We start from the raw sequence: 23,202 nt of genomic DNA on the forward strand, positions 1-23,202 counted from the left end.
GCCCCATGCGTGTTCATTCGGTTTGGGCGGATCAGAGTTCGCCGTAGGAGTGCAGCCCCGAAAGGAACATGTTCACCCCGAGGAAGGCGAAACTGGTGATGAACAGGCCGCCGATGCTCCACCAGGCCATGACCGGACCGCGCCAGCCCTTGGTCAGGCGCATGTGCAGCCAGGCGGCGTAGTTCAACCAGACGATCAGCGCCCAGGTCTCCTTCGGGTCCCAGCTCCAGTAGCCGCCCCAGGCCTCGGCCGCCCACATGGCGCCGAGGATGGTGGCGATGGTGAAGAAGGCGAAGCCCAGCGCGATGGCCTTGTACTGGATGTCGTCCATCACGGCCAGCGACGGCAGACGATCGTCTGGCCCGTCACCGCCCATCTTCTGCTTGATCAGGTAGGCGATGCCGACCATGGCGGCGATGGCGAAGGTGCCGTAGCCGACGAAGTTCGCGGGCACGTGGATCTTCATCCACCAGCTGTTGAGCGCGGGGACCAGCGGCTCGATCACGTGGGCCTCACGGTCGAACTGGTACCAGAGCAGGAAGGCCAGCGAGATGCCGATGATCAGCATCACGAAGCCGCCCAGGCTGCGGTTGTTGTAACGCTTCTCGTAGTAGAGATAGAGCAGCGCGGTGAACACGGCGAATACGATGAATACCTCGTAGAGGTTGCTCACCGGGATGTGGCCGTAGTCGAGGTTGATCAGGTAACCCTCGCGCCAGCGGGTGAAAAAGGCGACAAAGCCCATCACCGAGCCGGTCCAGACCAGCGCCGAGCCGACCTTCAGCCCGTAGTTCGAGCGCGCCAGGGTGGCGATGAAGTAGGTGGGGATCGCCAGAAAATAGAGGGCGACCATCCACATCGTCGCCGCGGTGCTCGAGAGGAAGTACGTGAACAGGAAGTTCGTTTCCTGGAATTCCGCCAGCGCGGCGCGGCCGATGGCCCCGTCGGCACCCAGGATGTTGTACTGCCAGACGGCGAAGGTGGAGATGATGGCCACGACCCCCACCAGCCAACGGGTGGCCGGCCAGACCCAGCCTAGAAAGCCCAGCCCCAGGGCGGTACCGAACAGCGTGCCGGTGGCATAGAAATCGAGAGATTCGCTGTACTGCACGTAGCCGATGCCGGCGATGACCAGCATCGCCACCGTCCACAGCACGTCAATCAGGCCGACGTGCCGTGGTGCCGGCAGGTTCGAAGTGGGTTGATAGCCGTTGACCATCTGTTCGTTCGGGACAGACATCGTCGTTTTCTCCTGCGCGGATTAGTCCGGCGCCTCTAGCCCTTGCCGGGCGTCGTGGACGCGTCATTTTGGTCGTTGGACCCGGTCTGACGCATGAGCTCATCGCTGAACTGGGCGAAGGCCTGGTCGAAGTCGATGTTCTTGCGGGCATCCGTGCCGGCCACCACTACACGGTGGCGCGTTGACTCCCCATCATCGTTCACGTCGGCCGGTTTGATCAACACCCAGAGCCGACGGTAATGAATGTAGAACAGCATGAAGATGCCCAAGGTCAGCATCAGCGAGCCCAGGTACACCCAGAACATGCCCGGCGCCCGGGTGATCTCCAGCCCGGTCGACTGGATGTGGTTGAAGCCGGTGGGCGCGACGAAGATCGGCGAGCCATAGTTGGGAATGACCGTGACCACGTCGAGTGCCTTCTCGAAGAAGTCCTCGTCGCGATCGCCGAATTCCTCGACCCCCTGATCCTGCAAGGTCTCCATGTAGGCGCGCATGAGCACCGACTGAACCACTCGGAACGAGGATTCGCGCGCCTGCTCGGCCATTTCAGGCGGCATGTCGCGCTCGGCCATCTGCTGGTCGACCTGCTCGGTCAGCGCGGAGAAGCCCTGCTCGACGAAGGTCTCGACCATGCCGGCGATTGAGCGGGCAGCCGAACTCTGGGCCGCGCCACCCTGACCACCCTGCGGGGTCTGCGCGACCAGGTCGGCGGCAATGCGGGTGATTTCGTCGCGGTCCTTGAGCGTGGCGTAGAACGCCATGAAGGTTTCGATCGAATCGTTGCGATCGGCCGGAATGAACAGGAACTGCTGCTGGGCACCGACCTCCGGGGTCACGCCGCTGAGGAAGTACTTGGTGCCGTCGAACTCGACCGGCTGGAAATAGTTTTCGTACTCGATCGCCTCGCCGGCGGCGTCACGCAGGCGGAAGGTGACCGACGGGCCGAAGTTGGTGTTCTCGCGGCTGCCGTCCGGGCCCTCGGTGGGGTTGACGTTGAACAACGAGAAATCGCGGAATTCGAGCTTGTACTTCTCGCCGTTGAACTCGAAGGTTCGTTCCTGATTGACGGTGCCCTCGAGCGCTTGCTTGGTGCCAGCCTTGCCGAACAGCTGCCAGGCATCGAACTCTAGTTCCGTCCCACCGTCGCCGAAGCTCGACTGGAAGATGTTGTAACCCTTGTAGCGCAGCGGGTGATTGACGCGGATGGTCTCGTCGATCGATTCGCCGGTTTCCTTGTCGGTGAGTGTGATCTTGGAGTTGAAGGACTTGGGCATGCCGGTGTCGTAGAACTCGACGAAAAAGTCCTCTATCTCGATCTTGAACGGCAGGTTCTGCACCACGTAGCCGTCCTTCAGACCGATGAAGGCCACGTCGCCCCACTTGCCCTCGGGGATGTTCACCGAGCCGCGAAAGCCGGCCAGTGAACCCGGCGGCAGGTGAGATTCCTGGGGCACCTGGCTGACCGGCAGGTCGCGGGTCTCGACCTCGACCACGCCCAGCATGTTGAGCGTCTTGAGGTACATCTTGCTGTCGATCAGTCCGCCGACCAGGATCACCACCATCCCTAAGTGGGTAAGCACGTAGCCGATGCGGTTCATGCCGCCCTTGCGCGCGGCCACCAGGGTTTCGCCCTCGCGTTCCTTGACCCGCGCCTTGTAGCCCAGTTGGGCAAACAGCCCCTGGGTGCGCTCGACGATGGTCGTGGCGGGGAGATCGCTCTCGTACTGGCGGGAGTGACGGAAGGCACGCAGCGACTTGTCCTGCGCGTTGAGGCGGAAGCTCTTGATGTCGCGCATGAAGCCCGGCGTGTTGCGGATCAGGCAGGCGCTGGTCGAGGCGAGCAGGAACAGCAAGATGGTGACGAACCAGCCGGCCGAGTAGACGTCGTAGAGCTTGAGGGCATTGAAGGCCTCGTACCAGAACGGGCCGAACTCGATCAGGTAGTCGTTGACCGGCTGGTTCTGCTGCAACACGGTGCCGATCACCGAGGCGATCGCCAGGATCGAGAGCAGCGCGATCGCCAGGTTCATCGACGTGAGCCAGGTGTACAGGCGCGAGCTCAGGCTGCGGCGGCGTTTGCGGGCGGTTTGGGCCTGGGAGGTCATCGGCTAGCCTTCGCGGGATCGGATAGGTTCATGGCGACTGTCGGCATCGGGATGCGTTCGCCAACGTATTCAGGCGTCTCGCCGCCGCCCGGGTGCCCCGACAAGCGGCGGCCCGGGCGGTACGGTGACGTGTTGGCGCTCAGTCGAGGCTGGCGATGTGTGCGGCCAGTGCGTCGATTTCGTCGCCGGTCAGCTCGGCGGCCAGCGGGGCCATCAGGGTGGCCTGGCCATGGGCGCGCGCGCCGCTGCGGTAGTCCTTGAGCGACTGGGCGACGTAGCCGGCAGTCAGCCCGCGCAGGGCCGGGAAGCCGGCCGGCTGGTTGCCGAGCGCTTCGCTGTGGTGACAGGCGGCACAGGCGGCGACGTTTTCGCGACCCTGATGGTACAGGTCCGCGCCCAACGCCGAACCCTCGTCGGCGGGGCTTGCCACCTTGCGCTCCTGGGCGGCGTAGTAGGCGGCGATGTCCTGGATCTGCTGGTCGCTGAGACCGGAGGCCTGTCCATTCATGATGGCGTTCTCGCGCTTGCCGTCACGATAGGCGGTCAGTTGCGAGGCGACGTACTTGGCCGGCTGGCCGGCAAGCGACGGGAAGGCCGGGTTGTTGCTGTTGCCCTTGTCGCCGTGACAGGCGGCGCAGGACTGGGCTGCCTCGCGGCCGGCCTTGATCGAGCCGGCCTCGCTGGCCTGTGCGGCGCCGGCGAGAAAGGAAAGCCCCATCAGCATGCCGGCGGCGAAACGGCCGCGACGCGGCATCGGGTGAACTGCTGTCATCATCGCTAACAATCTCGTTGTGGTTCGCGTTCGGCCGGCCCTGGCCTTCATAAAAGGTGTTTCGGAGCGCCCCGATTATAGGAATTCAGTCGAGCAATTCACTGCGGTATTCCCAGATTGGGTCGGGGCGTCGCCAAAACGACCCGTAATCAAACCGCATAAGTCACTCGCTTGCAACCTCCCGGCGTGGCAGGATGCTTCGGGAAGTTCTGCTTGAACCGGATGCTTCACGGCATGCCCTGCAGCCCAGGGTGGTATCGGATTCGTGCCGACCTTCGCTAAGGGAAAACACGGGCTTGGGTCCGTTGATTTTTCCTCCTCCCCTTCAATGCCTGGTTGAACCGCATGACCGACGACGCCACTCGACACCAACGCCGCCTGTTCGACGCCGCCTCCTTCATCAAGAGCGCCCCGCGCCTAACCGACATCGGCGAGGATATCGGTGCCGAGGTCGCCTTCGCCGGACGCTCGAATGCCGGCAAGTCCACCGCGCTCAATGCCCTGGTCGGCCAGAAGGCGCTGGCACGCACCTCGCGCACGCCGGGACGCACCCAGATGATCAACCTGTTCGGTCTCGGCGGGGAGACGGAGGGCGCCCGCCGCCGGCTGGTCGACCTGCCCGGCTACGGCTATGCCAAGGTGCCCGAGCGGGTGCGCCGCGCCTGGGGCGATGCGATGGCGCAGTACTTCGCCGAGCGCCAGTCGCTGGTCGGCGTGGTGGTGATCATGGACATTCGCCACCCGCTCAAGGCGCTCGACCAGCAGATGATCGAGTACGCGACGGCGCGCGGTCTGCCGGTACTCGCCTTGCTGACCAAGGCCGACAAGCTCAGCTTCGGCCAGGCCAAGCAGACGGTGGCACGACTGGCGCGCGAGCATCCCCTGCCCGATGGCCAGTGGATGGCCTTTTCCGGCACCAAGGGCACCCACGTGCGCGAGGTCCGCGACGTGATCAGCGAGTGGCTGGACCGGGCGCCTGACTGAATCGGTGCTGCCAGAGGGCGGCCGGCACGAATCCGGTGCCGCTCAGCGCGTCTCGATCGTCAGGTCGGCGACCAGCGGTAGGTGGTCGGAGATGCGCGGTACGATCGGATCGCGGATCGCCTTGAGTGCGTGGGCGTGCAGCGGGCCGCGAATCCAGATCTGATCGAGCGGCAGCAGCGGGCGCCCGGCGGGGAAGGTGCGTCGCACCGGCAGGCGGGTCAGCTCGCGGTGAAGTACCCGCAGGCTCCTGGCCCGCGGCAACCATTCATTGAAATCACCGGCCAGCACCAGCGGCTCGTCAGGCGACAGCTCGGCGAGTGCCTCGGCCAGTCGTCGCCCCTGCTCGCGACGCTCGACCAGGCCCAGCCCGAGGTGCACCACCCAGCAGTGCAGCGTGCTTTCGGGCAGGTCGATGCGCGCTCTGAGGGCCTGACGGGGCTCGCGGTCGACGTGCGAGAGCTCCAGCGGGGTCTCGGGGTGAATCGGCCAGCGCGAGGCGATCAGGTTGCCAAATCCGGTCACCTCGCCAGGGCGATGCTGGCAGCCACGCTCGTGGGTCGGGGCGAACAGCCAGTGCGGCAGTATCGGCTCAATTGCCCGCAGCAGGCGGTCATCGGCCGGGTCGCTGGCGAGGTTGGCTTCCTGTAACGCCACCACGTCCGGCGCGAGCAGGCGCAACACCCGCGCGGTGCGCTCCGGGGTGTAGCGGCCGCGGTGGTCGATGCAGCTGTGGATGTTCCAGGTCACGACACGCAGCCGACGCCCGGCGTCCGTCATGATGCCCCCGAGGCCTGCTCGCGCAGGGCCAGCCACCGTGACAGCCCCCAACCGATGCCGATGAATGCCGCGGTGATCAGTACCAGCACGCCGATCGTGGCCGGCGAGGGATCGAGCAGCGTGCGCAGCAGCTGGTCGGAGAAGATCGTCAGCGCCACGGTGCCCGGAACGAGCCCGGCCAGGCTGCCGATCAGGAAATCGCGGAAACGAATCCGGCTGGCGCCAGCGACCAGGTTGACCACCGCGAAGGGGGCCAGCGGCACCAAGCGCAACGAGAACACGGTCAGGATGCCGCGGCGGGCCAGGGTGCGAGACAACCGATCGAGCCGTTTGCCTGCCAGCCGGCGCAGCGCCTCGGCACCGAGGAACTGGCCGACGAGAAACCCGGTCAGTGCGGCGGTCACCAGCGCGCCGTAGGCCAGGCCGAAACCGGCCCAGGCCCCGAACAGCAACCCGGCGGCCACCACCACCGGCGTCGCCGGCACGCCCAGCAGCAGTCCGATCACGGCCAGCCCGAGGAAGGCCCAGGTGCCGCCGGGGGCGTCGCGGAGATCGGCCAGTCGATCGATCAGTTCCCCGGGGGCCAGCGCCTCGCCCAGCGGGGTGAATTTGAGCATGGCGGCGATCACCACGAACAGCGCGATCAACAGGGCAAAGGCGGCCGCCTTGCGTCGCACCGGCCCACGCGACTTCTTCTCGATGAACATGTCGATCAGTTCCTCTGGTGGGCGGGCACGTTCGGGGTCGATGACCGCGGCATCGGGCACCTGGCGGTCGATGGCCGGGTCGAGCGTGATGGTCAACGGTTCGAGCCAGCGCTCGGTCCCGGGGCGGTTGAGCGCGTCGATCGCCGCGGCGACCGAGCCGTGTTCGTCCTCGGCGGCCGCGACTGCCGCCGGCGTGGTGCCTAGATGCTCGGCGAGCAACTCGCGGCGCATGGCGGCGATGGCCGCGCGGCTTTCCTCGCGATCGCCCAGCACGGAGAGGTTCAATTCGCTGTCAAAGCCCATGGAGCGATTCGAGGTGTTGGCCGAGCCGAGGTTGATCTCGTGGTCGTCGCCGATCACCAGCTTGGAGTGCAGGCTCACCATGGCGGGCTCCAGGCCGGCCACGGCCGGGTAATAGATCCGCAGGCGGTCGTGCCGATCGGCGGTGCGCAGGCGCTCGATCAGGCGGGCGCGCAGCACGTCCATGGTCACGCGTTCGAGCCAACCGTCCTTTTCCCGCGGCAGCAACAGGATCACCTCAGGGCCGGACTCTTCCTCCAGCCGTGCGATCAGCGCCTCCCCGATCCGGTGGCTGGTGAAGTACTGGTTCTCGATGTAGATACAGTCGCGTGCCTCGCCGATCAGTCGGCATAGCCGGGTCTCGATCTCGCGTACCTCGGTCTGATCACGCCAGGCGGGCAGTGTGCGTGCAATGCCTACCCGGGCATCGTCGAGGACGACGGCGACGTGCTCGGCCGGCCAAGGTGCGGGGTGATCGGTCTCGCTGGGCGGGTCGAGGTGCTCTCCGGTGGCCCGCTGCCAGCGCGCGCGCGTCAGCTCGCCGAGATCGCGGCAGATCGGCCCGGTTACCGCGAAGGCCAGGTCATGGAACGGCGGGTACGGCTGGCCGTCGGGATCGCGGCGCAGTGACTCGTCCGCGGCGTGGGCGCGCCGGTCCCAGCGCCACTTGGACGGGTCGAAACCGCCGATCAGCGCTGCCCGGTCGTCGATGACCAGCATTTTCTGGTGCTGCGAGGCGCCCATGGGGTGTTCGCCGTCGTATTGCACCTTGAGGCGCGGATGGCGGGCCATCGGGCGCGAGAATAGCGGCAGCCATTCGCGCTCGAAGGCGTAGATCATGGCGAAGTCCCAGGGGAGCAGGTGGATCGTCAGCCCCGGGTTGCTCTTCAATGCCTGGTGCAGCACGGCGGTCAGGTGACACGGGGCCTGATCCGCCTCGCAGGGGCGGTGCATCTCGACCCGGCTGTCGATGTCCCAGCAGAGGATGATGGCCTGGTGGCGGGCCTGCGCGAGCATGTCGGCAAACGCCGGGAACCAGTGCTCGCCATCGATCACCAGGCCGAGGCGATCGGCCCGGCCGGTACGCCAGAAGCCCTCATCTGTCGGGGCAACCTCATCGTTGGTGTCGGTGGTCGTCATGCAGGCGCTTTCGCCTCCGCTGCGGGTGTCGGGTTAGATCGTAGTTCAATCGGCGATAGTCGCCCGGCGGCGGCCGGAATTGTCAGGCGGTCAGTAGCGCCCACCAGGTCAGTGCCGAGATCGAGAGCCAGGTCACCGGCAGGGCGAGCAGGATTCCGCGTAGCGGCAGGCACCCGCACCGGGGCACGCGGGCCATCAGCAACAGACCGATGGTGGCAATGGCCGTGGGATCGGGCGCGACGGCAAAGAGTTCCGTTCCCGCCAGCGGGCGTCCACCGGCAAGCCAGGCGATCGGGTGGAGCACCAGCCCCCAGAGGGCAAGTCCCAGCCCGACCCAATGACGGGCCTGTCGCGGGCGGGCAAGGGCGAGCCCCGATCCGAACGCGGCCAGCGCCAGCAGCATGACGGCTTGGCCTGCGAACAGGGCGGCAAACCAGGGCGCGGCCAGGTTGATCTGTGCGTACAGCCCGAAAAAGCGCCATGCCACCCAGCCCCAGGCGATGGCAAGCAGCCCGGCTGCCAGCCGGTGAGCGACGTGGGTGCGTGAACCGGCCAGTACCAGCATCGCCACGCTCAGGGCGGCGAGCAGCAGATGGCCGGGCCAAAGGGCGTCGTTCACCCGCTCGAACAGCCGGGCATAGATGGCCGGCGAGAACATCAGCAGGTCCGAGAGGCGGTAGCTGAGCCAGGTTTCCATGGGCTTCCTAGAGCGAGCGCAATTGTTCGATCATGCGACGCCGCAGTGCCTGGTCGGGGAGTGGTCCGCGCAGTGCAGCCATGTTTTCCCGCATGTGCTCGACCCGGCTGGTGGCGGGGATCGCGCAGGTCACGGCTGGGTGGGCGATCAGGAACTTGAGCAGGTAGTCGGCCCAGTTCGCCAGCCCCGCCTCTCGCGCCCAGTCGGGGAACGGGTGGCGCTTGACCCGATCGATCAGGCGTCCGCCCTGGAAGGGGCGGTTGGCGATGAAGGCGATGTCCCGCTCCTCGGCCAATGGCAGCAGGCGGTCTTCGGCCTCGCGGTTGGCCAGGCTGTAGCTGGCCTGGACGAAATCGATCGGCCACTCGCGCATGATCCGCTCGATGTCGGCGTGCCGCCGCCCATGCGAGGTGGTGATGCCGACGAAGCGCAGCCGGCCTTGCTCGCGCATCTCCAGGAGGTGCTCGAGATGGGGCTCCCAGGCGACCAGGTTGTGCACCTGCATCAGCTCCATGCGCTCGAGGCCCCAGCGACGCTCCGACTGGGCGACCTGCTCGGTGGTGGCGTCCCCGTCCGGGGTCCAGACCTTGGAGGCGGAAAACACGGGCGGCTTGCCGCCGATCTCGGCCAGCGCGTGACCGACGACCGCCTCGGCCGAGCCGTACATGGGCGAGGAGTCGACCAGTGCGCCACCGGCCTCGAGGAAGGTGCGCAGCACCTCCGTGCGTCCGGCCCGGGCCTCGGGGTCCGAGCCGACGTTGAAGGTGATCCAGGTGCCCATGCCGATCGCCGGCAGGTCGTGGCCGTCCGGCAGGCGCCGGGTGATGATGTCCCTGCCTTTCGGCTTGTCCTGGCCGAACGTGACGGGCAGCCAGCCGCCCCCCAGGCCGGCGGCGGCCAGTTGCAGCATGCGCCGTCGAGACAGGTCGGGGTCTGACATGGCCGGGCCTCCCGTGTGCGTCGAGGCTCCCCCGATGACAGCGGGGGGACTGGTTTGACCATAGTCGCCACGTGAGCGAGGGGCCAATGGTTTTCCCTCGGTGTTGAGTAAGCCATCACGACCGGTTTAATGCGCCGTTGGTGGAAATGGCCGCGTTATTGAAAACAGAATATTCAAATATTTGATAATGCTGGCTTTAAGTCTGATTTCAGTCGCTGCTTTGACGGCGTTATGCTGACCGGCCAATAATGACCACACCGGTTTTGTGGTCTTGTCGCGGTGGACCACGGAGCGTACTTCATCAACAGCCGAGCGGTTGGCGGCTTTCTCGACCAGGGATGGGTAAAAGCCAATGGGGAACAACGGGCAGTTGTCGGGGCAATCATCGGGGCGAAAGGCGGCAGGCCCTCTCGCTCATGTGATCGGCTGGTTCCGATCCCTGCGCGCGCTGATGCTGGTCGTGGCGTTGGTGGTCTCGGTGGCGGTCACCGCGGCGGTCTACCTGGCCACCGAGGCGGTCTTCACCCAGGCGGTGCAGCGCGCGTCCGTGCAGAATGCCCGGGTGCTGGCCGACGGCACCTTCAATGCCATGTACCAGATCATGCGCCAGGGCTGGACGCGTGATCAGCTCAACGAGTTTCTCGACTCCCTCAACCAGCGCGCCGACCCCGGTGCGGTGATCAACGTCTATCGCGGCTCGCGGGTCAACGAGCTGTTCGGGCGCCTCGAGCAGCCCGCCCCGGACAAGACCGCCATGGCCGCCTTCGACACCCGCCGAACCCACGTCGAGGCCGGCGACCAGATGGTGCGTTACGACCGCCCCCTGGTCGCCAATGCCGAATGCCTGCAATGCCACGCCAACGCCAATGCCGGTGACGTGCTGGGCGTACTCTCGATCCGCCAGCCGGTCGGTCCGATGATCGAGCAGGCGCACGACGAACTGGTCGACCGGTTGATGCTGATCGTCCCGGCGCCGCTGCTCGCCGCTCTGCTGATCGCGGGGCTGCTCAGCTGGCGGCTGGGCCGCTCGGTCAAGCGTCTCAACCGCTCGATCGAGCAGGTCAACCGGGTCGAGGATCTGGCCGACCTGCGTTTCGCGGGCGCCTCGACCGGCTTTACCGAGTTCGACGACGTGCTCTCCCGGGTCGATGCGCTGACCGACAAGGTCCGCTATGTGGCAATCGACCGCAACCTGCTGGAGTTCGAGATCGGCCTGCTCGAGCATTTCGTCATTACCTCGGACGTGGTGCGCGACTGGCGCCGTTACGTGCGCGACCTGCTCGAGGAGATCAACAAGCAATTCACCGTGCACGGCGTGTTCACCGCCTTCTCGATTGCCGATCGGCCCATCGGCGTGGACGTGTTCTGGCATGGCGAGGTCGACGAGGTGGTCGCCGCCCGTCTCGACCACGAGGTCAGCCGACGGGTGGGCGAAGGCTTCGGTAACCAGTCGCACGAGATCACGCCGCGTCAGCACCCCGGCCGGGAGGGTCCGCCGGTAACCGATGCCGGCCGCCTCGACCTGCACACAAAGACCCTCTCGATGGACCTGCCGCCGATGCGCGGGATGGTGGGACTGATCGTGCCGATGGGCGAGGCGCGCGTGCCGGTGAAAAAGCTGGTGATCGAGTCGATCCTCTCGACCCTGATCAACGTGGTCGGCTCGGTGCGCGCGATCGAGCGCCACACCGAGGACCTCGAGTACTTCGCCACCCGCGACCCGCTCACCCGTCTGTACAACCAGCGCATGTTCTGGTCGCTACTCGACTACGAGATCGGCCGCGCCCAGCGCCACGAGTACCGCTTCGGCCTGATGGTGATCGACCTCGATGACTTCAAGCGGGTCAACGATCGCTATGGCCACGGCTTCGGCGACGACTACCTGCGTCGCGTCGCCGATCTGTTGACCACCAGCCTGCGTGACGGCGATATCGTCGCCCGGTACGGCGGCGACGAGTTCGTCGCCATCCTGCCGGACGCCGACGATGACACCGCCGAGCAGGTGGCCGGCCGCCTGCTCGCCCGGGCCCAGCAGACGGTGGTCGCCGCCCCCGACGGCGAATCGCTCGTCCTGTCGCTGTCGATCGGTCTGGCCGTCGGGCCCGTGGATGCGGCCGATCCTGCCTCGGCGCAGGCGCTGTTCTCGCTGGCCGATCAGGCGATGTACCGCGCCAAGGCCGCCGGCAAGAACCGGCTGGCGGTGGCCAATCGTGACGAGGTGCGGGCCGTCGAGCAGACCGAGGGCGCCTCGGCGGAGGCGATCACCGCGATCGATCCGGACACGGTGTCGGTGGTCTACCAGTCGATCCGGCAGGCGGATGGCGAGGTGGTCGGCGCCGAGGTGTTCGCCCGTGCCCGCGTCGGCGAGCGCTTGGTGCCGGCCGCCGACTTCGTGCGTGCGCTGGGGCGTGACCAGTTGATCGATCGCGTCGACCGGCAGGTGGTCGAACGCGTGCTGGGTGATCCGGCGAACCGCGGTTTCGCCGGCCGACTGTTCTTCAATATCGCCCCCACCAGCCTGATGGAGGCGCGGTTCGTCGACTTCCTGCTGACCGCGGTCGAGCGCTCGACGCTGGCGGCCGGGCAGGTGGTGATCGAGATCAGCGAGAGTCCGCTGGCCGGCGAGATCGGCGCGCTGGCCGGGCCGCTGGCCGACCTGCGCGCCGCCGGGCTGCGCCTGGCGATCGACCATGCCGGCTCCGGGCGCGAGACGCTCAGTTACCTGCGCCGGTTCGAGGTCGACTACGTCAAGATCGAGGCCGACTGGCTGTGCGATCGCAAGGTCAGTCGCCGTGACCGGGCCTTCATCGACGGGCTGCTGACCATCGCCGAGACCCTGGGCGTGACCGTGATCGCCCACAACGTCGAGACCGACGCGCAGGTGGAGTTGATCCGCGGGCTGGCGATCGATCTGATGCAGGGCTATCGCTTCGCCCGCGAGAGTGCCGCCCTGCCGACCGTGCCGACGACGGTCAGCGACCGGGGCGGGCCAGCGTGATGTCGCCGAGCCGCTCGCCGGCCTGTTCGCGCGCCAGGCGCAGGAAGGCGTCCAGGTAGGCGAGCCGGTGCTCGTCGCGGCGCACCGCCAGGTGCATGGTCGCGGTCAGGCCATCGCCCAGCGGACGGGCGACGACCGTGCCCCGGGTGAGCTCCTCGCTGATGGCCCACTTGGGCAGGGCGGCGACGCCATGACCGCTGGCGACCCACTGGGCAATCATCGCGGTGAGCTCCGAGCGGCGTGATCCGGCCGGCTCGACCCCGGCGGGATCGAGAAAGCGGCGGTAGATGTCGAGCCGGTCACGCTCGACCGGGTAACCGATCACCGTCTGGTCGGCGAGCATCTCCGGGGTGATGCGTGTCTCGGCGGCCAGCGGATGGCCGGGGGCGAGCACCAGCACCACCGGGTAATGGAACAGCGGTTCGAAATGCAGCTCCGGGTCGTCGACCGGATCGGAGCTGATCACCCCGTCGAGCTGGCCACGGCGCAGGGCGTCGATGGCATCGAAGCTGAACGACATCGACAGGTCGGTCTCGATCGAGGGCCACTGCGCGCGGTAGTGCTCGAGGGTCGGGATCAGCCAGGTGAAGCAGGAGTGGCACTCCAGTGCCAGGAACAGCCGCCCGGTCGCCCCGCCGGCGATCTGGCGCAGGTCGCGGTCGAGCCGATCCACCTCGGGCAGCACGGTGTCGGCCGCGGCCAGCAGGCGCCGCCCGGCCTCGGTAAGCCGCATCGGGCGCGAGCTGCGCGAGAACAGCGGCGTCTCGTAGTACGACTCCAGCGCCCGGATCTGGTGCGACAGCGCCGACTGCGTCAGGTGCAGGCGTTCGGCCGCCGCGGCCAGCGAGCCGGTCTGCTCGATCGCGCGGATGGTCTTGAGGTGGCGCAGTTCCAGGAACATGGGTGTTGCCTTCGCTCAAAAAAATTGGCCGACCGGGTTGTCCCGCGCCGGCCAATGGGGTTGCGTGGCGAGTGCCTGTCGCGGTCAGTCCGCGCGGGGCGTCTTGAGCGTGACCAGTTCCTCGGCCGAAGTCGGGTGCAGGGCGACGGTGTCGTCGAACTGGCCCTTGGTCAGGCCGGCCTTCACCGCCACGGCAAAGCCCTGCAGCATCTCGTCGGCGCCGTCACCCACCAGGTGCAGACCGGCGACGCGCTCCTCCTTACCGACGCAGACGAGCTTCATCGCCGTCTTGAAGCCGTGCGAGGAGAGCGCGTAGCGCATCGGCGTGAAGGTGGTCTCGTAGATCGTCACCTGCTTCTTGCCGAAGCGCTCGACGGCCTGTGGCTCGGTCAGGCCGACCGTGCCCAGCGCCGGGTGGGCGAAGACCACCGTCGGGATGGTCTCGTACTCGAGATGCGCGTCGTTCTGGCCGTCGAACAGGCGGTCGGACAGGCGCCGCCCGGCGGCGATGGCCACCGGGGTGAGCGGGTACTTGCCGATGATGTCGCCGATGGCGTAGATGCCTTCCACATTGGTGTTCTGGTAGGCATCGACCGGGATCATGCCGTTCTTCTCCACCGCGACGCCGGCCTTGTCCAGGCCGATATCGTCGGTATTCGGCTTGCGGCCGACGGCCCAGATCACCTGGTCGAACGGGCCGAGTTTCTCGCCGTCCGCACCGTGGATGATCGTGCCCTCTTGGGTCTTCTCCAGCTTCGAGACCTTGTACGGCAGGTGGGTCTCGATGCCCATCTGGTGCAGGTTCTCGGTGGCCGTCTCGCGGATCAGCGGATCGAACGGCGCGAGCACGGTGTCGAGCATGTCTAGCAGCGTTACCTCGCTGCCCAGCGAGCGCAACACGCCGGCCAGCTCCACGCCGATGTAGCCGCCGCCGATGACGGCGGCCTTCTTCGGCAACTCGTCGAGCTCGAAGAAGCCGTCGGAGGTGATGCCGTGCTCGGCACCCGGTACCGGCGGGACCAGCGGGCGACCGCCGGTGGAGATCACGATGTGGTCGGCGGTGTAGGTGGTGCCGTCGACATCGACCTTGTCGCCGCCGGCCAGGCGGCCGTAGCCGTCGATGACCTCGAGCTTGAGGTCCTTGGCGTAGCCGTCCCAGAAGCGATTGATGCCGGCGATGAACTCGCGGCGCTTCCTGGTCAGCGTGCCGAAGTCCACCGCGCCCGGCGCCTCGGGAAAGCCCCAGTCGACGGCGTCCGCCCGGTCGTGGGCGAGGTTGGCGGCGTACCACATGACCTTCTTCGGCACGCAGCCGACGTTGACGCAGGTGCCGCCGAGCGCGGTCGGCTCGACCACGGCGACCCGCTTGCCGTACTGGGACGCGCGCTCGGCGACCGCAAGACCGCCGGAGCCGCCGCCAAGGACGATCATGTCGAAATGCTTGCCACTCATGGATGCCTCCAGAAAGGGGTGTCAGAAAACAGGGTCGGGCGTCATGACCAGTCTGGCAGGCCCGCACCCGGATGGAAGTAAAGCGGCTTTCGTCTGCCTTGCCCTGCGTGGCAGGCGAAAGCCGGCCCGGAAACCCGGGCCGTGTCTCGGCAACCTGGGGCGATCAGTAGCCGTTCTGCTTGAGCCAGGTTTCCACTTCTTCGCTGCCACCGATGCGCTGACCGTCGATGTAGACCTGCGGGACGGTCTCGGTCTGGGCGACGGCACGCAGGGCGCGCAGGTTGACGTCGTCGCCGACGACGATCTCGTCGAACTCCAGCTCCGCGTCGTGCAGCATGCCCTTGGCGCGGGCGCAGAACGGGCAGCCCTTGCGGGAGAACATCATGATCGAGTGCGGCTTCTTGGCGTTCGGCGCCAGCCAGTCGAGCATGGTGTCGGCGTCGGAGACCTCGTAGGGGTCGCCCGGCTTCTCCGGCTCGATGAACATCTTCTCGATGGTGCCGTCCTTGACCAGCATGGAGTAGCGCCAGGAGCGCTTGCCGAAGCCGAGGTCGTCCTTGTCGACCAGCAGGCCCATGCCGTCGGTGAAGTCGCCGTTGCCGTCCGGGATGAAGCGGATGCGGTCGGCATCCTGGTCCAGGGCCCACTCGTTCATGACGAAGGCATCGTTGACCGAGATGCAGACGATCTCGTCGACGCCGTGCTTCTTGAATACCGGCGCCAGCTCGTTGAAGCGCGGCACGTGGCTCGAGGAGCAGGTCGGGGTGAACGCGCCCGGCAGGGAGAAGACGGCGACGGTCTTGCCCTTGAAGATCTCGTCGGTGGTCACGTTGACCCAGTCATGGTTCTGACGGGTGCGGAAGGTGACGTTGGGTACCTTCTGGCCTTCACGATTCTCCAGCATGCAAAAGTCTCCTATTTGTCTGAGGGTAAAAACATGGGGACGAAAAAACCGGACCGGGTGGCAGCGATTCGCGCTGGCATCCCGGTGCACGGAAAATCTGGGGTCGAAACCCGCAAATGCAATGCCCCGGGGTGGCCCCGGGGAACATGCCCCACAGGCATGATCCGCCAGCATTGCTTTGAATGGGTTTCAGCTTAGTCGAGGGTTTCGATCAGGGGAAATTGAATTTCCCGATCTTTTCGATAGCGGCAAACTATCGAAAAGTCGTCGGCCAATGGATAGGCGGACAAGCGATCGCTCCGACAGGTCAGTCGGTGGCGGGCAGTTGCTCCAGCGCCCAGAGGGAGTCGAGCGGTTCGCGGCGGCGGATTTCGTAGCAGGTGTCGCCGTCGACCAGCACCTCGGCGGCGCGAGGCCGGGTGTTGTAGTTCGAGGCCATGGAAAAGCCGTAGGCGCCCGCGCCCAGCACGGCCAGCACGTCGCCCTCGGCCAGTTCCAGCTCGCGCTCGTGGCCGAGGAAGTCCCCGGTCTCGCAGATCGGGCCGACGATCTCCCAGGTGCCCGGGCGGCGATCGCCGGCAACCTGGCCGGCGGGGACGATCGCCATGTCGCTGCCGTAGAGCGCCGGGCGCATCAGGTCGTTCATGGCCGCGTCGACGATGGCAAACGACTTGTGCTCACCGGGCTTTAAGTACTCGACCCGGGTGAGCAGGGCACCGGCCGGTCCGGCGATGAAGCGGCCCGGCTCGATCCAGATCGGCAGCTCGCGGGCCAGCGGGTCGGCGTCGACCACCGAACGGATCGCCTCGATCCAGTCGGCGGCCGCCGGTGGGGTCTCGTCGGTGTAGCGGATGCCGAGCCCGCCGCCGAGATCGAGGTGCTGGAGGGTGATGCCTCGCTCGGCCAGACGGTGGGCGAGCTTCATCACCCGCTCGGCGGCATCGCGAAACGGGCTGACGTCGGTCAGTTGCGAGCCGATGTGGCAGTCGATGCCGGTGACCTCGAGTGCCGGGTGGGCGTGGGCCCACTCGTAGAGCGGCAGCGCCTCGTCGATCGCGACGCCGAACTTGTTGTCCTTGAGCCCGGTGGAGATGTAGGGGTGCGTGCGGGCGTCGACGTCCGGGTTGACGCGCAAGGAAATCGGCGCGACTTGCTGCATTTCGGCGGCAATATCGGCAATACGCTGCAATTCCGCCTCCGACTCGACGTTCAGGCAGCCGATCCCGGCCTCGAGCGCGCCGCGGATCTCGTCGGCCGACTTGCCCACGCCGGAGAAAACCGTCTTGCCCGGGTCGCCGCCGGCAGCCATCACGCGGGCCAACTCGCCGTAGGAGACGATGTCGAAGCCGGCCCCCAGTCGCGCAAGCACGTTGAGGATGCCGATGTTGCTATTGGCCTTGACCGCGTAGCAGATGCGGTGGGCCCGATCGCCGAAGGCGGCGGTCAGGGCGTTGAAGGCCGATTCGATCGCGGCGCGCGAGTAGACATAAGTGGGTGAGTCGAAACGCTCGACGATCTCGCCGGCGCTGACCTGCTCGATCAGGAGATCGCCGGCATCGTTGCGGGAGAAGAAGGGGGGCAGTTCGCTCTGGGGCACGTGAAGGCTCCGGGGTCAGTCCTGGTTGGTGGTGTCTGCCGCTGGCGCGGTGTCATCGTCGGTTGCGGCGGCCGGCTCGTCCTCGGGGAGGTAGAGCGGTCCCTTCTGGCCACAGCCGGCCAGCAAAAGGGTGGCCAGTAGCAGCCCGGCACCGAGGCGGCGGGACGATGATGGGGTCGGCGAAGAGCGTTGCATGCGGACTCCGGGGCCCGGCGGGCCGTTGGTACAGCGGTGTTCAAATGGAATCGGGAGCCCCCGATTATGCCTCAAGATGATGGCTCAGGCTGTCGGCTGGCCGCCCAGCGGGCCGGTCGGGGCCTGCAGGCAGGCGATGAAAAAGCCATCGCAGCCGTGGCGATCGGGCCGCAGGCGGATCCACTCGTCCGCGGTGAAGGCGTCTTCGGACAGGCCGTCGAGCGATGGGCGGATCACGCTCCAGCCGGGGTGACGCGCGAGAAAGGCCTCGACGATGGCCTCGTTCTCGGTCGGCCACAGGCTGCAGGTGGCGTAGACCAGCCGCCCGCCGGGGCGCGTGGCCTGGCTGCCCTGTTCGAGTAGTCGACCCTGCGTCTCGGCGAGCGCGTCCCAGTCGATGGCGGCCCAGCGCAACTCCGGGTGGCGTCGCCAGGTCCCCGATCCGCTGCAGGGGGCGTCGATCAGCACCCGGTCGAAGCCGGCCAGATCCGCAGGGAGTGGCTGGGTGGCATCCAGCGCGCGAAGGTCGAGTTCCCTATCGCCATGACGCTGCGCGCGCGTGCGCAGCCGATCCAGACGCTCGGGGTGAAGGTCGCAGGCGGTCAGGCGCAACTGGCCGCGGGCCTCGTCGAGCAGTCCGAGGGTCTTGCCGCCGGCGCCGGCACAGAGATCGAGCACCCGCTCGCCCGGCCGGGCCTCGAGGGCGCGCACCACCCATTGGCTGCCGGCGTCCTGGACCTCGAAGCCGCCTGCCTCGAAGGCGGGCAGGCGGGTCAGGCGTGCGGGTCGCTCGAGTCGGATGCCCAGTGGCAAGCCGGCGATGGGTGTGGCGTCGATGTCGGCCTCGGCCAGCTCGTCGATCAGCGCGTCGCGCTTGCCGTGACGTGGGTTGGTGTGCAGGTCGACGGCCGCGCGGGCATCCAGCGCCTGGGCCAGCATCTCCGGGGCGTCGGGTTGCCAGGCCTGCCATTGCTCGGCGGCGGCCGGGGCCAGGTTGAAACGAACGGTCCGGGGCAGGGAGTCGAACCGCTCGGCGCGGCGCCGCGACAGGGCATCAGCGGTTTTGGGTGTCAATCCGGCCGCCTCGGCGAGCACCGGGTCGAGCGCATCGGCCAGAGACAGGGCGGCGGCGACCCGCGCGGCCATGCTCGGCGTGCTGTCATCGAGCAGCCAGTCGAGCACCCGGCGCTGACGCAACACGAACAGGGTCAGTTCGCGCACCCGTTCGCGATCCCGCCGACCCATCTTGCGTCGCGCGGCCAGTTCGCGTTGCAGGCTGCGGTCGGCGGGCAGGCCCTGTTCGGTGATGCGCTCGAGCAGTTCGGCGGCCAGCTGCAACTGGGCCGGGAAGGTGCGCCCGCGGGGCAGGTCGGGGGCGGGCCAGTCGTCACCGGGTGTCGGGTGTTGGGGCGGGATCGAGTCGGTCATGGGGTGCTCGGCGGTCAGTGAGGCTGGCGTTTGGTAGTATCTCACGATCTCGCATGCCCCTGATCGGGGGGCGATTCCATTAATAGGACCATGTCATTTCAATGAGTACGCAAGCAAACGAGGCGACTCGGGGCGCGGCAAACGCGGCGGTCGATCTGCACTTCGAGGAGCGCGGCGGCGGTCTGCCGGTGATCATCATGCACGGGTTGTTCGGGTCGCTGTCCAACTGGCGCGGTATCGCCCAGTCGTTGAGCGCGAACTACCGCGTCATCAACGTCGACCTGCGCAATCATGGCCGTTCACCCCACGCCCCGGGACTTTCCTACGAGGCGATGGCCAACGACATCCTGGCGGTGATGGATCGGCTCGGGGTCGAGCGCGCCCATCTGATCGGGCATTCACTGGGCGGCAAGCTCGGCATGGTGCTGGCCGACCGCCACCCCGAGCGGGTCGCCCGGCTGGCCGTGGTCGATATTGCGCCGAAGTGGTATCCGCCCTGGCACAAGGATGTCTTCGCCGCGCTGGATGCCGTTGACCTCGAGACGCTTGAGTCGCGGGAGCAGGCGCGCCAGCAGATGGCCGCGCACGTGTTCGAGCCCGAGGTGCGGTCTTTCCTCGCGGCCAACCTCGAGCAGGTCGACGGCCAGTGGCGCTGGCGCTTCAACCTGCCCGAGCTCAAGGCGGCGTACGAGCAGACCTCGGACATGCCCGCGCTGTCGGGCTTCTACCTCGGGCCGGCGTTGTTCATTCGCGGGGCCCAGTCGGCCTACATCGAAGCGGGAGACGAGGAGCGCATCGCCCGCGACTTCCCGCAAAGCTGCATCGTCACCCTGGAGCAGGCGCGTCACTGGCCGCACATCGAGGACACGGCCGGATTCCTCGATGCGGTCACCCGCTTTTTCGCCCACGGTTGCCACGATTTTCCGGAGCAATCGATCGGCTAATCGCTCCGTGTAGGAAAATTCCTACAAAAGAAATCGAAAAATCCTACGAAACTTTAGGCGATTTCGTCTGTTCAGCCGGCGTCGAGGCGCGCATCATGCACCCGTGCTTGGATGCACAGGGCAGGAAGCCCACCCGGCCAGGAGGCCGAGGGATCGTACGGCGGACAGGATGTCCGCGCAGGATGCACCGGCAGAGGATCTGCCAATTCGGGTAGTCGGGTTCGCCCGACGCGCGCACGGCGCTCTTTTAAGGAAGCGCACCGTAAACAACCGGACCTCAGGATAGAGTCCAGGTTTTTTGCGGGCCGCCAGGAAGGCCGCGGCGCGTTCGGCAAGGATGCCGGGCCCGGGTAACGGATCTTAGCCAAGCGCCCAGGACGGGTGCTGCCACGGACGGCAAGGGACGATTCCGCGCAGGACGCGCGCTCGATGCAGGATGGCATCGCTGAAAAGAACGGTGGTAGACGCCGGCAACAACAAGAAACCGCAGGAACGGTCAGCGGCGAGACAAGAATCAACAGGATCGGCAGCGGATACTGCCTCTGTCTTAAGGAAAAGCACTCGCCACACCGGACCCAGGGATTGGGACCCACGATTCCGCGCAGGGACAACGCGCCGGATCCATGCCGCAGGGCAGGATCGCTTCCCGGCCAGGAAGGCCCTCCTCCTTTTTCGCGACAGACGACCCAGAACCACCCTCTGAGTGACTCAGAATCGGGTGTTTTTTTGCGTGTGTGTTTCGGCATCCCTGCCCGTCACCCTCCGTGGTGACTCGTAACCGTGCTTGGTTGGTGTCGCCTGCCCGGGGTGCTCCCTGTAACCGTTGGTGGCCGTGCGGCGGCCGTGGTCGATGTTCCTGGTGGCCTGTCCCCGCGCGGCGGGGTAGACTGCGCCCGCCATGAAACTCGACGCCTTCGATTATCACCTGCCCCCCGAACGGATCGCCGCCCGCCCGGCCGAGCCGCGCGAATCGGCGCGCCTGCTGGTGTTGCCGGCGGTGGGCGAGTTCGATCATCGCCAAATCGGCGATCTTCCCGACCTGATCGCGCCGGGTGACCTCCTGATCCTGAACGATACCCGCGTGATTCCCGCTCGTGCCTTCGGGCGCAAGGTCTCCGGCGGCAAGGTGGAGTTTCTGCTCGAGCGCCTGCTTGATACCGACCGAGCCCTGTGCCATCTGCGCAGCAGCCGCTCGCCACGGGTCGGCGCCGAGTTGATCATGGAAGGCGGTGCTCGACTCGAGGTGATTGGTCGGGACGGGGCGCTGTTCGAGGTGAATCTGCTCGCCTCCAGCCCCATGGACGGCATGCTGGGCTGGCTGGACGAGCACGGCCACATGCCGCTGCCCACCTATATCGAGCGCCCGGACGACGACCAGGATCGCCACGATTACCAGACGGTGTTTGCCCGCCGCGAGGGGGCGGTCGCTGCCCCTACCGCCGGGCTGCATTTGACCGAGGCGCTGCTCGAGCGTCTGCGCGCCCAGGGTGTCGAGACGGCCTTCGTTACCCTGCACGTGGGTGCCGGCACCTTCCAGCCGGTGCGCAGCGAGACCATCGAGGCCCACGAGATGCATCGCGAATGGACCGAGGTGCCGCAGGCAACGGTCGAGGCGGTCGCCGCGGCCCATCAGCGCGGCAATCGCGTGATCGCGATCGGCACCACGGCGGTCCGTGCGATCGAGACGGCCGCCCGCGCACACCCGGAGCAAGCCGCTCGCGGCGAGATCGGTCCCTTTGTGGGTGACACCCAGCTCTTTCTCTATCCCGGCCAGCCGCTGCACGTCATCGACGCGATGCTGACCAACTTCCATCTGCCGCGCTCGACGCTGCTGATGCTGGTCTCGGCGTTCGCGGGGCGCGAGCGGGTGCTGGCCGCCTATCACGAGGCCATCGAGCACGGCTATCGCTTCTATTCCTTTGGTGATGCGATGTTCATCGAGACCAGTGCCGACGTCGGGGGCGCACAGATCGCATGAAATTCGAACTGCATGACTGCACCCGCGCCAAGGACGATGCCGAGCGCCTCGCCGGCCCGCGCCGGGGCCAGATCCGCTTCGCTCGCGGGGTGATCGACACGCCGGCGTTCATGCCGGTGGGCACCTACGGCACGGTCAAGGCGGTTACCCCGGAAGAATTGATCGACCTGGGCGCGCAGATCGTGCTGGGCAACACCTTCCACCTGATGCTGCGCCCGGGCACGGAAATCATTCGCCTGCACGGTGATCTGCACAATTTCATGCACTGGGAGCGCCCGATCCTGACCGATTCGGGCGGCTTTCAGGTGTTCTCGCTGGCCGACATGCGCAAGATCACCGAGGAAGGCGTGCGTTTTGCCTCGCCGGTCAACGGCGATCGCGTGATGCTCACCCCCGAATCCTCGATGCAGGTGCAGCACGAACTGGGCTCGGACATCCAGATGATCTTCGACGAGTGCACGCCTTATCCGGCCACGCCCGAGGTGGCCGGTGCCTCGATGCGCCTGTCGCTGCGTTGGGCGGCGCGTTCGAAGACGGCTTTCGAGTCGCTCCGACCGGAAGGTTCGGATCGTGCCCTGTTCGGCATCGTCCAGGGTGGTATGCACGAGCCCCTGCGGCGCGAGTCGGCCGCCGGCCTGGTGGACCTGGGCTTCGATGGCTATGCCGTCGGTGGCCTGTCGGTCGGCGAGCCGCTCGAGGAGCGCAACGCGGTGCTGGAGTTCACCCTGCCCGAATTGCCCGCTGACCGGCCGCGCTATCTGATGGGCGTGGGCAAGCCCGAGGACCTGGTCGAGTCGGTCGCCCGCGGCGTGGACATGTTCGATTGCGTCATGCCGACGCGTAACGCGCGCAATGGTCACCTGTTCACCCGCTACGGCGACGTGCGCCTGAAGAATGCCCGCTTCGCCACCGACATCCGGCCGCTCGACGAAGATTGCGATTGCTACACCTGCCGGCACTACTCGCGGGCCTATCTCAAGCATCTGCACCGGGCGCGCGAGGTGTTGGGGGCGCGGCTGTGCACCATCCACAACCTGCATTACTACCAGGTGCTGATGGCCGAGATGCGCGCGGCGATCGAGGGTGATGACTTTGATGGCTTCCGGGCGCGTTTTTACTCCGACCGCGACCGCGGGGTCTAGT

The 23,202-nt window shown here is 66.9% G+C and carries 18 protein-coding genes; 5 read left to right on the forward strand and 13 right to left on the reverse strand.

Going from position 1 to position 23,202, the window contains the following annotated elements; genetic code table 11:
- Positions 1 to 31: 31 nt before the first annotated feature.
- From ccsB to VWP12_RS02935, 3 genes are all read right to left on the reverse strand, one after another.
- Complete coding sequence (gene ccsB, locus VWP12_RS02925) at positions 32 to 1,240, reverse strand: c-type cytochrome biogenesis protein CcsB (RefSeq protein ID WP_410474538.1); 1,209 nt, start codon at positions 1,238 to 1,240, stop codon at positions 32 to 34.
- 35 nt (positions 1,241 to 1,275) lie between these two features.
- Positions 1,276 to 3,345, reverse strand: coding sequence for a cytochrome c biogenesis protein ResB (locus VWP12_RS02930; RefSeq protein ID WP_410474539.1), 2,070 nt, complete (start codon positions 3,343 to 3,345; stop codon positions 1,276 to 1,278).
- A 139-nt stretch (positions 3,346 to 3,484) separates the two neighbouring features.
- Entirely contained in the window at positions 3,485 to 4,120 is a 636-nt protein-coding gene (locus VWP12_RS02935) for a c-type cytochrome (protein WP_410474540.1), read from the reverse strand.
- 342 nt (positions 4,121 to 4,462) lie between these two features.
- On the opposite strand from VWP12_RS02935, the gene yihA reads away from it, so the two are divergent.
- Positions 4,463 to 5,101: a ribosome biogenesis GTP-binding protein YihA/YsxC gene (yihA, locus tag VWP12_RS02940; protein ID WP_125199068.1), complete on the forward strand. Its 639-nt coding sequence runs from the start codon at positions 4,463 to 4,465 to the stop codon at positions 5,099 to 5,101.
- A 42-nt stretch (positions 5,102 to 5,143) separates the two neighbouring features.
- Here the strand turns inward: yihA and VWP12_RS02945 are convergent, their stop codons facing one another.
- The 4 genes from VWP12_RS02945 to VWP12_RS02960 all read right to left on the reverse strand — a co-directional run bounded on the left by VWP12_RS02945 (position 5,144) and on the right by VWP12_RS02960 (position 9,662).
- Positions 5,144 to 5,878: an endonuclease/exonuclease/phosphatase family protein gene (locus VWP12_RS02945; protein WP_410474541.1), complete on the reverse strand. Its 735-nt coding sequence runs from the start codon at positions 5,876 to 5,878 to the stop codon at positions 5,144 to 5,146.
- On the reverse strand, positions 5,875 to 8,025 hold the full coding sequence (locus VWP12_RS02950; RefSeq protein ID WP_410474542.1) for a VTT domain-containing protein: 2,151 nt from the start codon (positions 8,023 to 8,025) through the stop codon (positions 5,875 to 5,877). Before VWP12_RS02950 ends, VWP12_RS02945 begins: the two co-directional genes overlap by 4 nt.
- Before the next feature lie 82 nt (positions 8,026 to 8,107).
- A complete protein-coding gene (locus tag VWP12_RS02955; RefSeq protein ID WP_410474543.1) occupies positions 8,108 to 8,722 on the reverse strand; it encodes a DUF6064 family protein in 615 nt (204 codons plus the stop codon).
- Positions 8,723 to 8,729: 7 nt separating this feature from the next.
- Positions 8,730 to 9,662, reverse strand: coding sequence for an aldo/keto reductase (locus VWP12_RS02960; protein WP_410474544.1), 933 nt, complete (start codon positions 9,660 to 9,662; stop codon positions 8,730 to 8,732).
- A 418-nt stretch (positions 9,663 to 10,080) separates the two neighbouring features.
- Between VWP12_RS02960 and VWP12_RS02965 the strand changes: the two genes are divergently transcribed.
- Complete coding sequence (locus tag VWP12_RS02965; RefSeq protein WP_410474545.1) at positions 10,081 to 12,660, forward strand: diguanylate cyclase; 2,580 nt, start codon at positions 10,081 to 10,083, stop codon at positions 12,658 to 12,660.
- Here the strand turns inward: VWP12_RS02965 and VWP12_RS02970 are convergent.
- The 6 genes from VWP12_RS02970 to VWP12_RS02995 form a co-directional block, all read right to left on the reverse strand.
- The gene (locus tag VWP12_RS02970) at positions 12,635 to 13,561 is read right to left on the reverse strand and encodes a LysR family transcriptional regulator (protein WP_410474546.1); all 927 of its coding nucleotides are present in this window, start codon (positions 13,559 to 13,561) and stop codon (positions 12,635 to 12,637) included. The genes VWP12_RS02965 and VWP12_RS02970 overlap by 26 nt on opposite strands.
- A gap of 84 nt (positions 13,562 to 13,645) precedes the next feature.
- A complete protein-coding gene (gene gorA / locus VWP12_RS02975) occupies positions 13,646 to 15,013 on the reverse strand; it encodes a glutathione-disulfide reductase (protein ID WP_410474547.1) in 1,368 nt (455 codons plus the stop codon).
- A 163-nt stretch (positions 15,014 to 15,176) separates the two neighbouring features.
- Complete coding sequence (locus VWP12_RS02980; protein ID WP_410474548.1) at positions 15,177 to 15,917, reverse strand: glutathione peroxidase; 741 nt, start codon at positions 15,915 to 15,917, stop codon at positions 15,177 to 15,179.
- 307 nt (positions 15,918 to 16,224) lie between these two features.
- On the reverse strand, positions 16,225 to 17,514 hold the full coding sequence (gene lysA / locus VWP12_RS02985; RefSeq protein WP_410474549.1) for a diaminopimelate decarboxylase: 1,290 nt from the start codon (positions 17,512 to 17,514) through the stop codon (positions 16,225 to 16,227).
- Positions 17,515 to 17,529: 15 nt separating this feature from the next.
- Positions 17,530 to 17,709: an LPS translocon maturation chaperone LptM gene (gene lptM / locus VWP12_RS02990; protein ID WP_410474550.1), complete on the reverse strand. Its 180-nt coding sequence runs from the start codon at positions 17,707 to 17,709 to the stop codon at positions 17,530 to 17,532.
- A gap of 84 nt (positions 17,710 to 17,793) precedes the next feature.
- Positions 17,794 to 19,137 carry an RsmB/NOP family class I SAM-dependent RNA methyltransferase gene (locus tag VWP12_RS02995; protein WP_410474551.1) on the reverse strand — a complete coding sequence of 448 codons (1,344 nt, stop codon included), beginning with the start codon at positions 19,135 to 19,137 and terminating at the stop codon, positions 17,794 to 17,796.
- A gap of 101 nt (positions 19,138 to 19,238) precedes the next feature.
- Here VWP12_RS02995 and VWP12_RS03000 point away from each other — a divergent pair, with 101 nt between their 5' ends.
- From VWP12_RS03000 to tgt, 3 genes are all read left to right on the forward strand, one after another.
- A complete protein-coding gene (locus tag VWP12_RS03000; RefSeq protein WP_410474552.1) occupies positions 19,239 to 20,081 on the forward strand; it encodes an alpha/beta fold hydrolase in 843 nt (280 codons plus the stop codon).
- A gap of 898 nt (positions 20,082 to 20,979) precedes the next feature.
- Positions 20,980 to 22,059 carry a tRNA preQ1(34) S-adenosylmethionine ribosyltransferase-isomerase QueA gene (gene queA / locus VWP12_RS03005; protein ID WP_410474553.1) on the forward strand — a complete coding sequence of 360 codons (1,080 nt, stop codon included), beginning with the start codon at positions 20,980 to 20,982 and terminating at the stop codon, positions 22,057 to 22,059.
- On the forward strand, positions 22,056 to 23,201 hold the full coding sequence (gene tgt / locus VWP12_RS03010; protein ID WP_410474554.1) for a tRNA guanosine(34) transglycosylase Tgt: 1,146 nt from the start codon (positions 22,056 to 22,058) through the stop codon (positions 23,199 to 23,201). The genes queA and tgt overlap by 4 nt, the downstream gene beginning before the upstream one ends.
- Position 23,202 lies beyond the last annotated feature (1 nt).

The organism is Guyparkeria sp. TX1 (assembly GCF_046523965.1).
Classification (GTDB): domain Bacteria; phylum Pseudomonadota; class Gammaproteobacteria; order Halothiobacillales; family Halothiobacillaceae; genus Guyparkeria.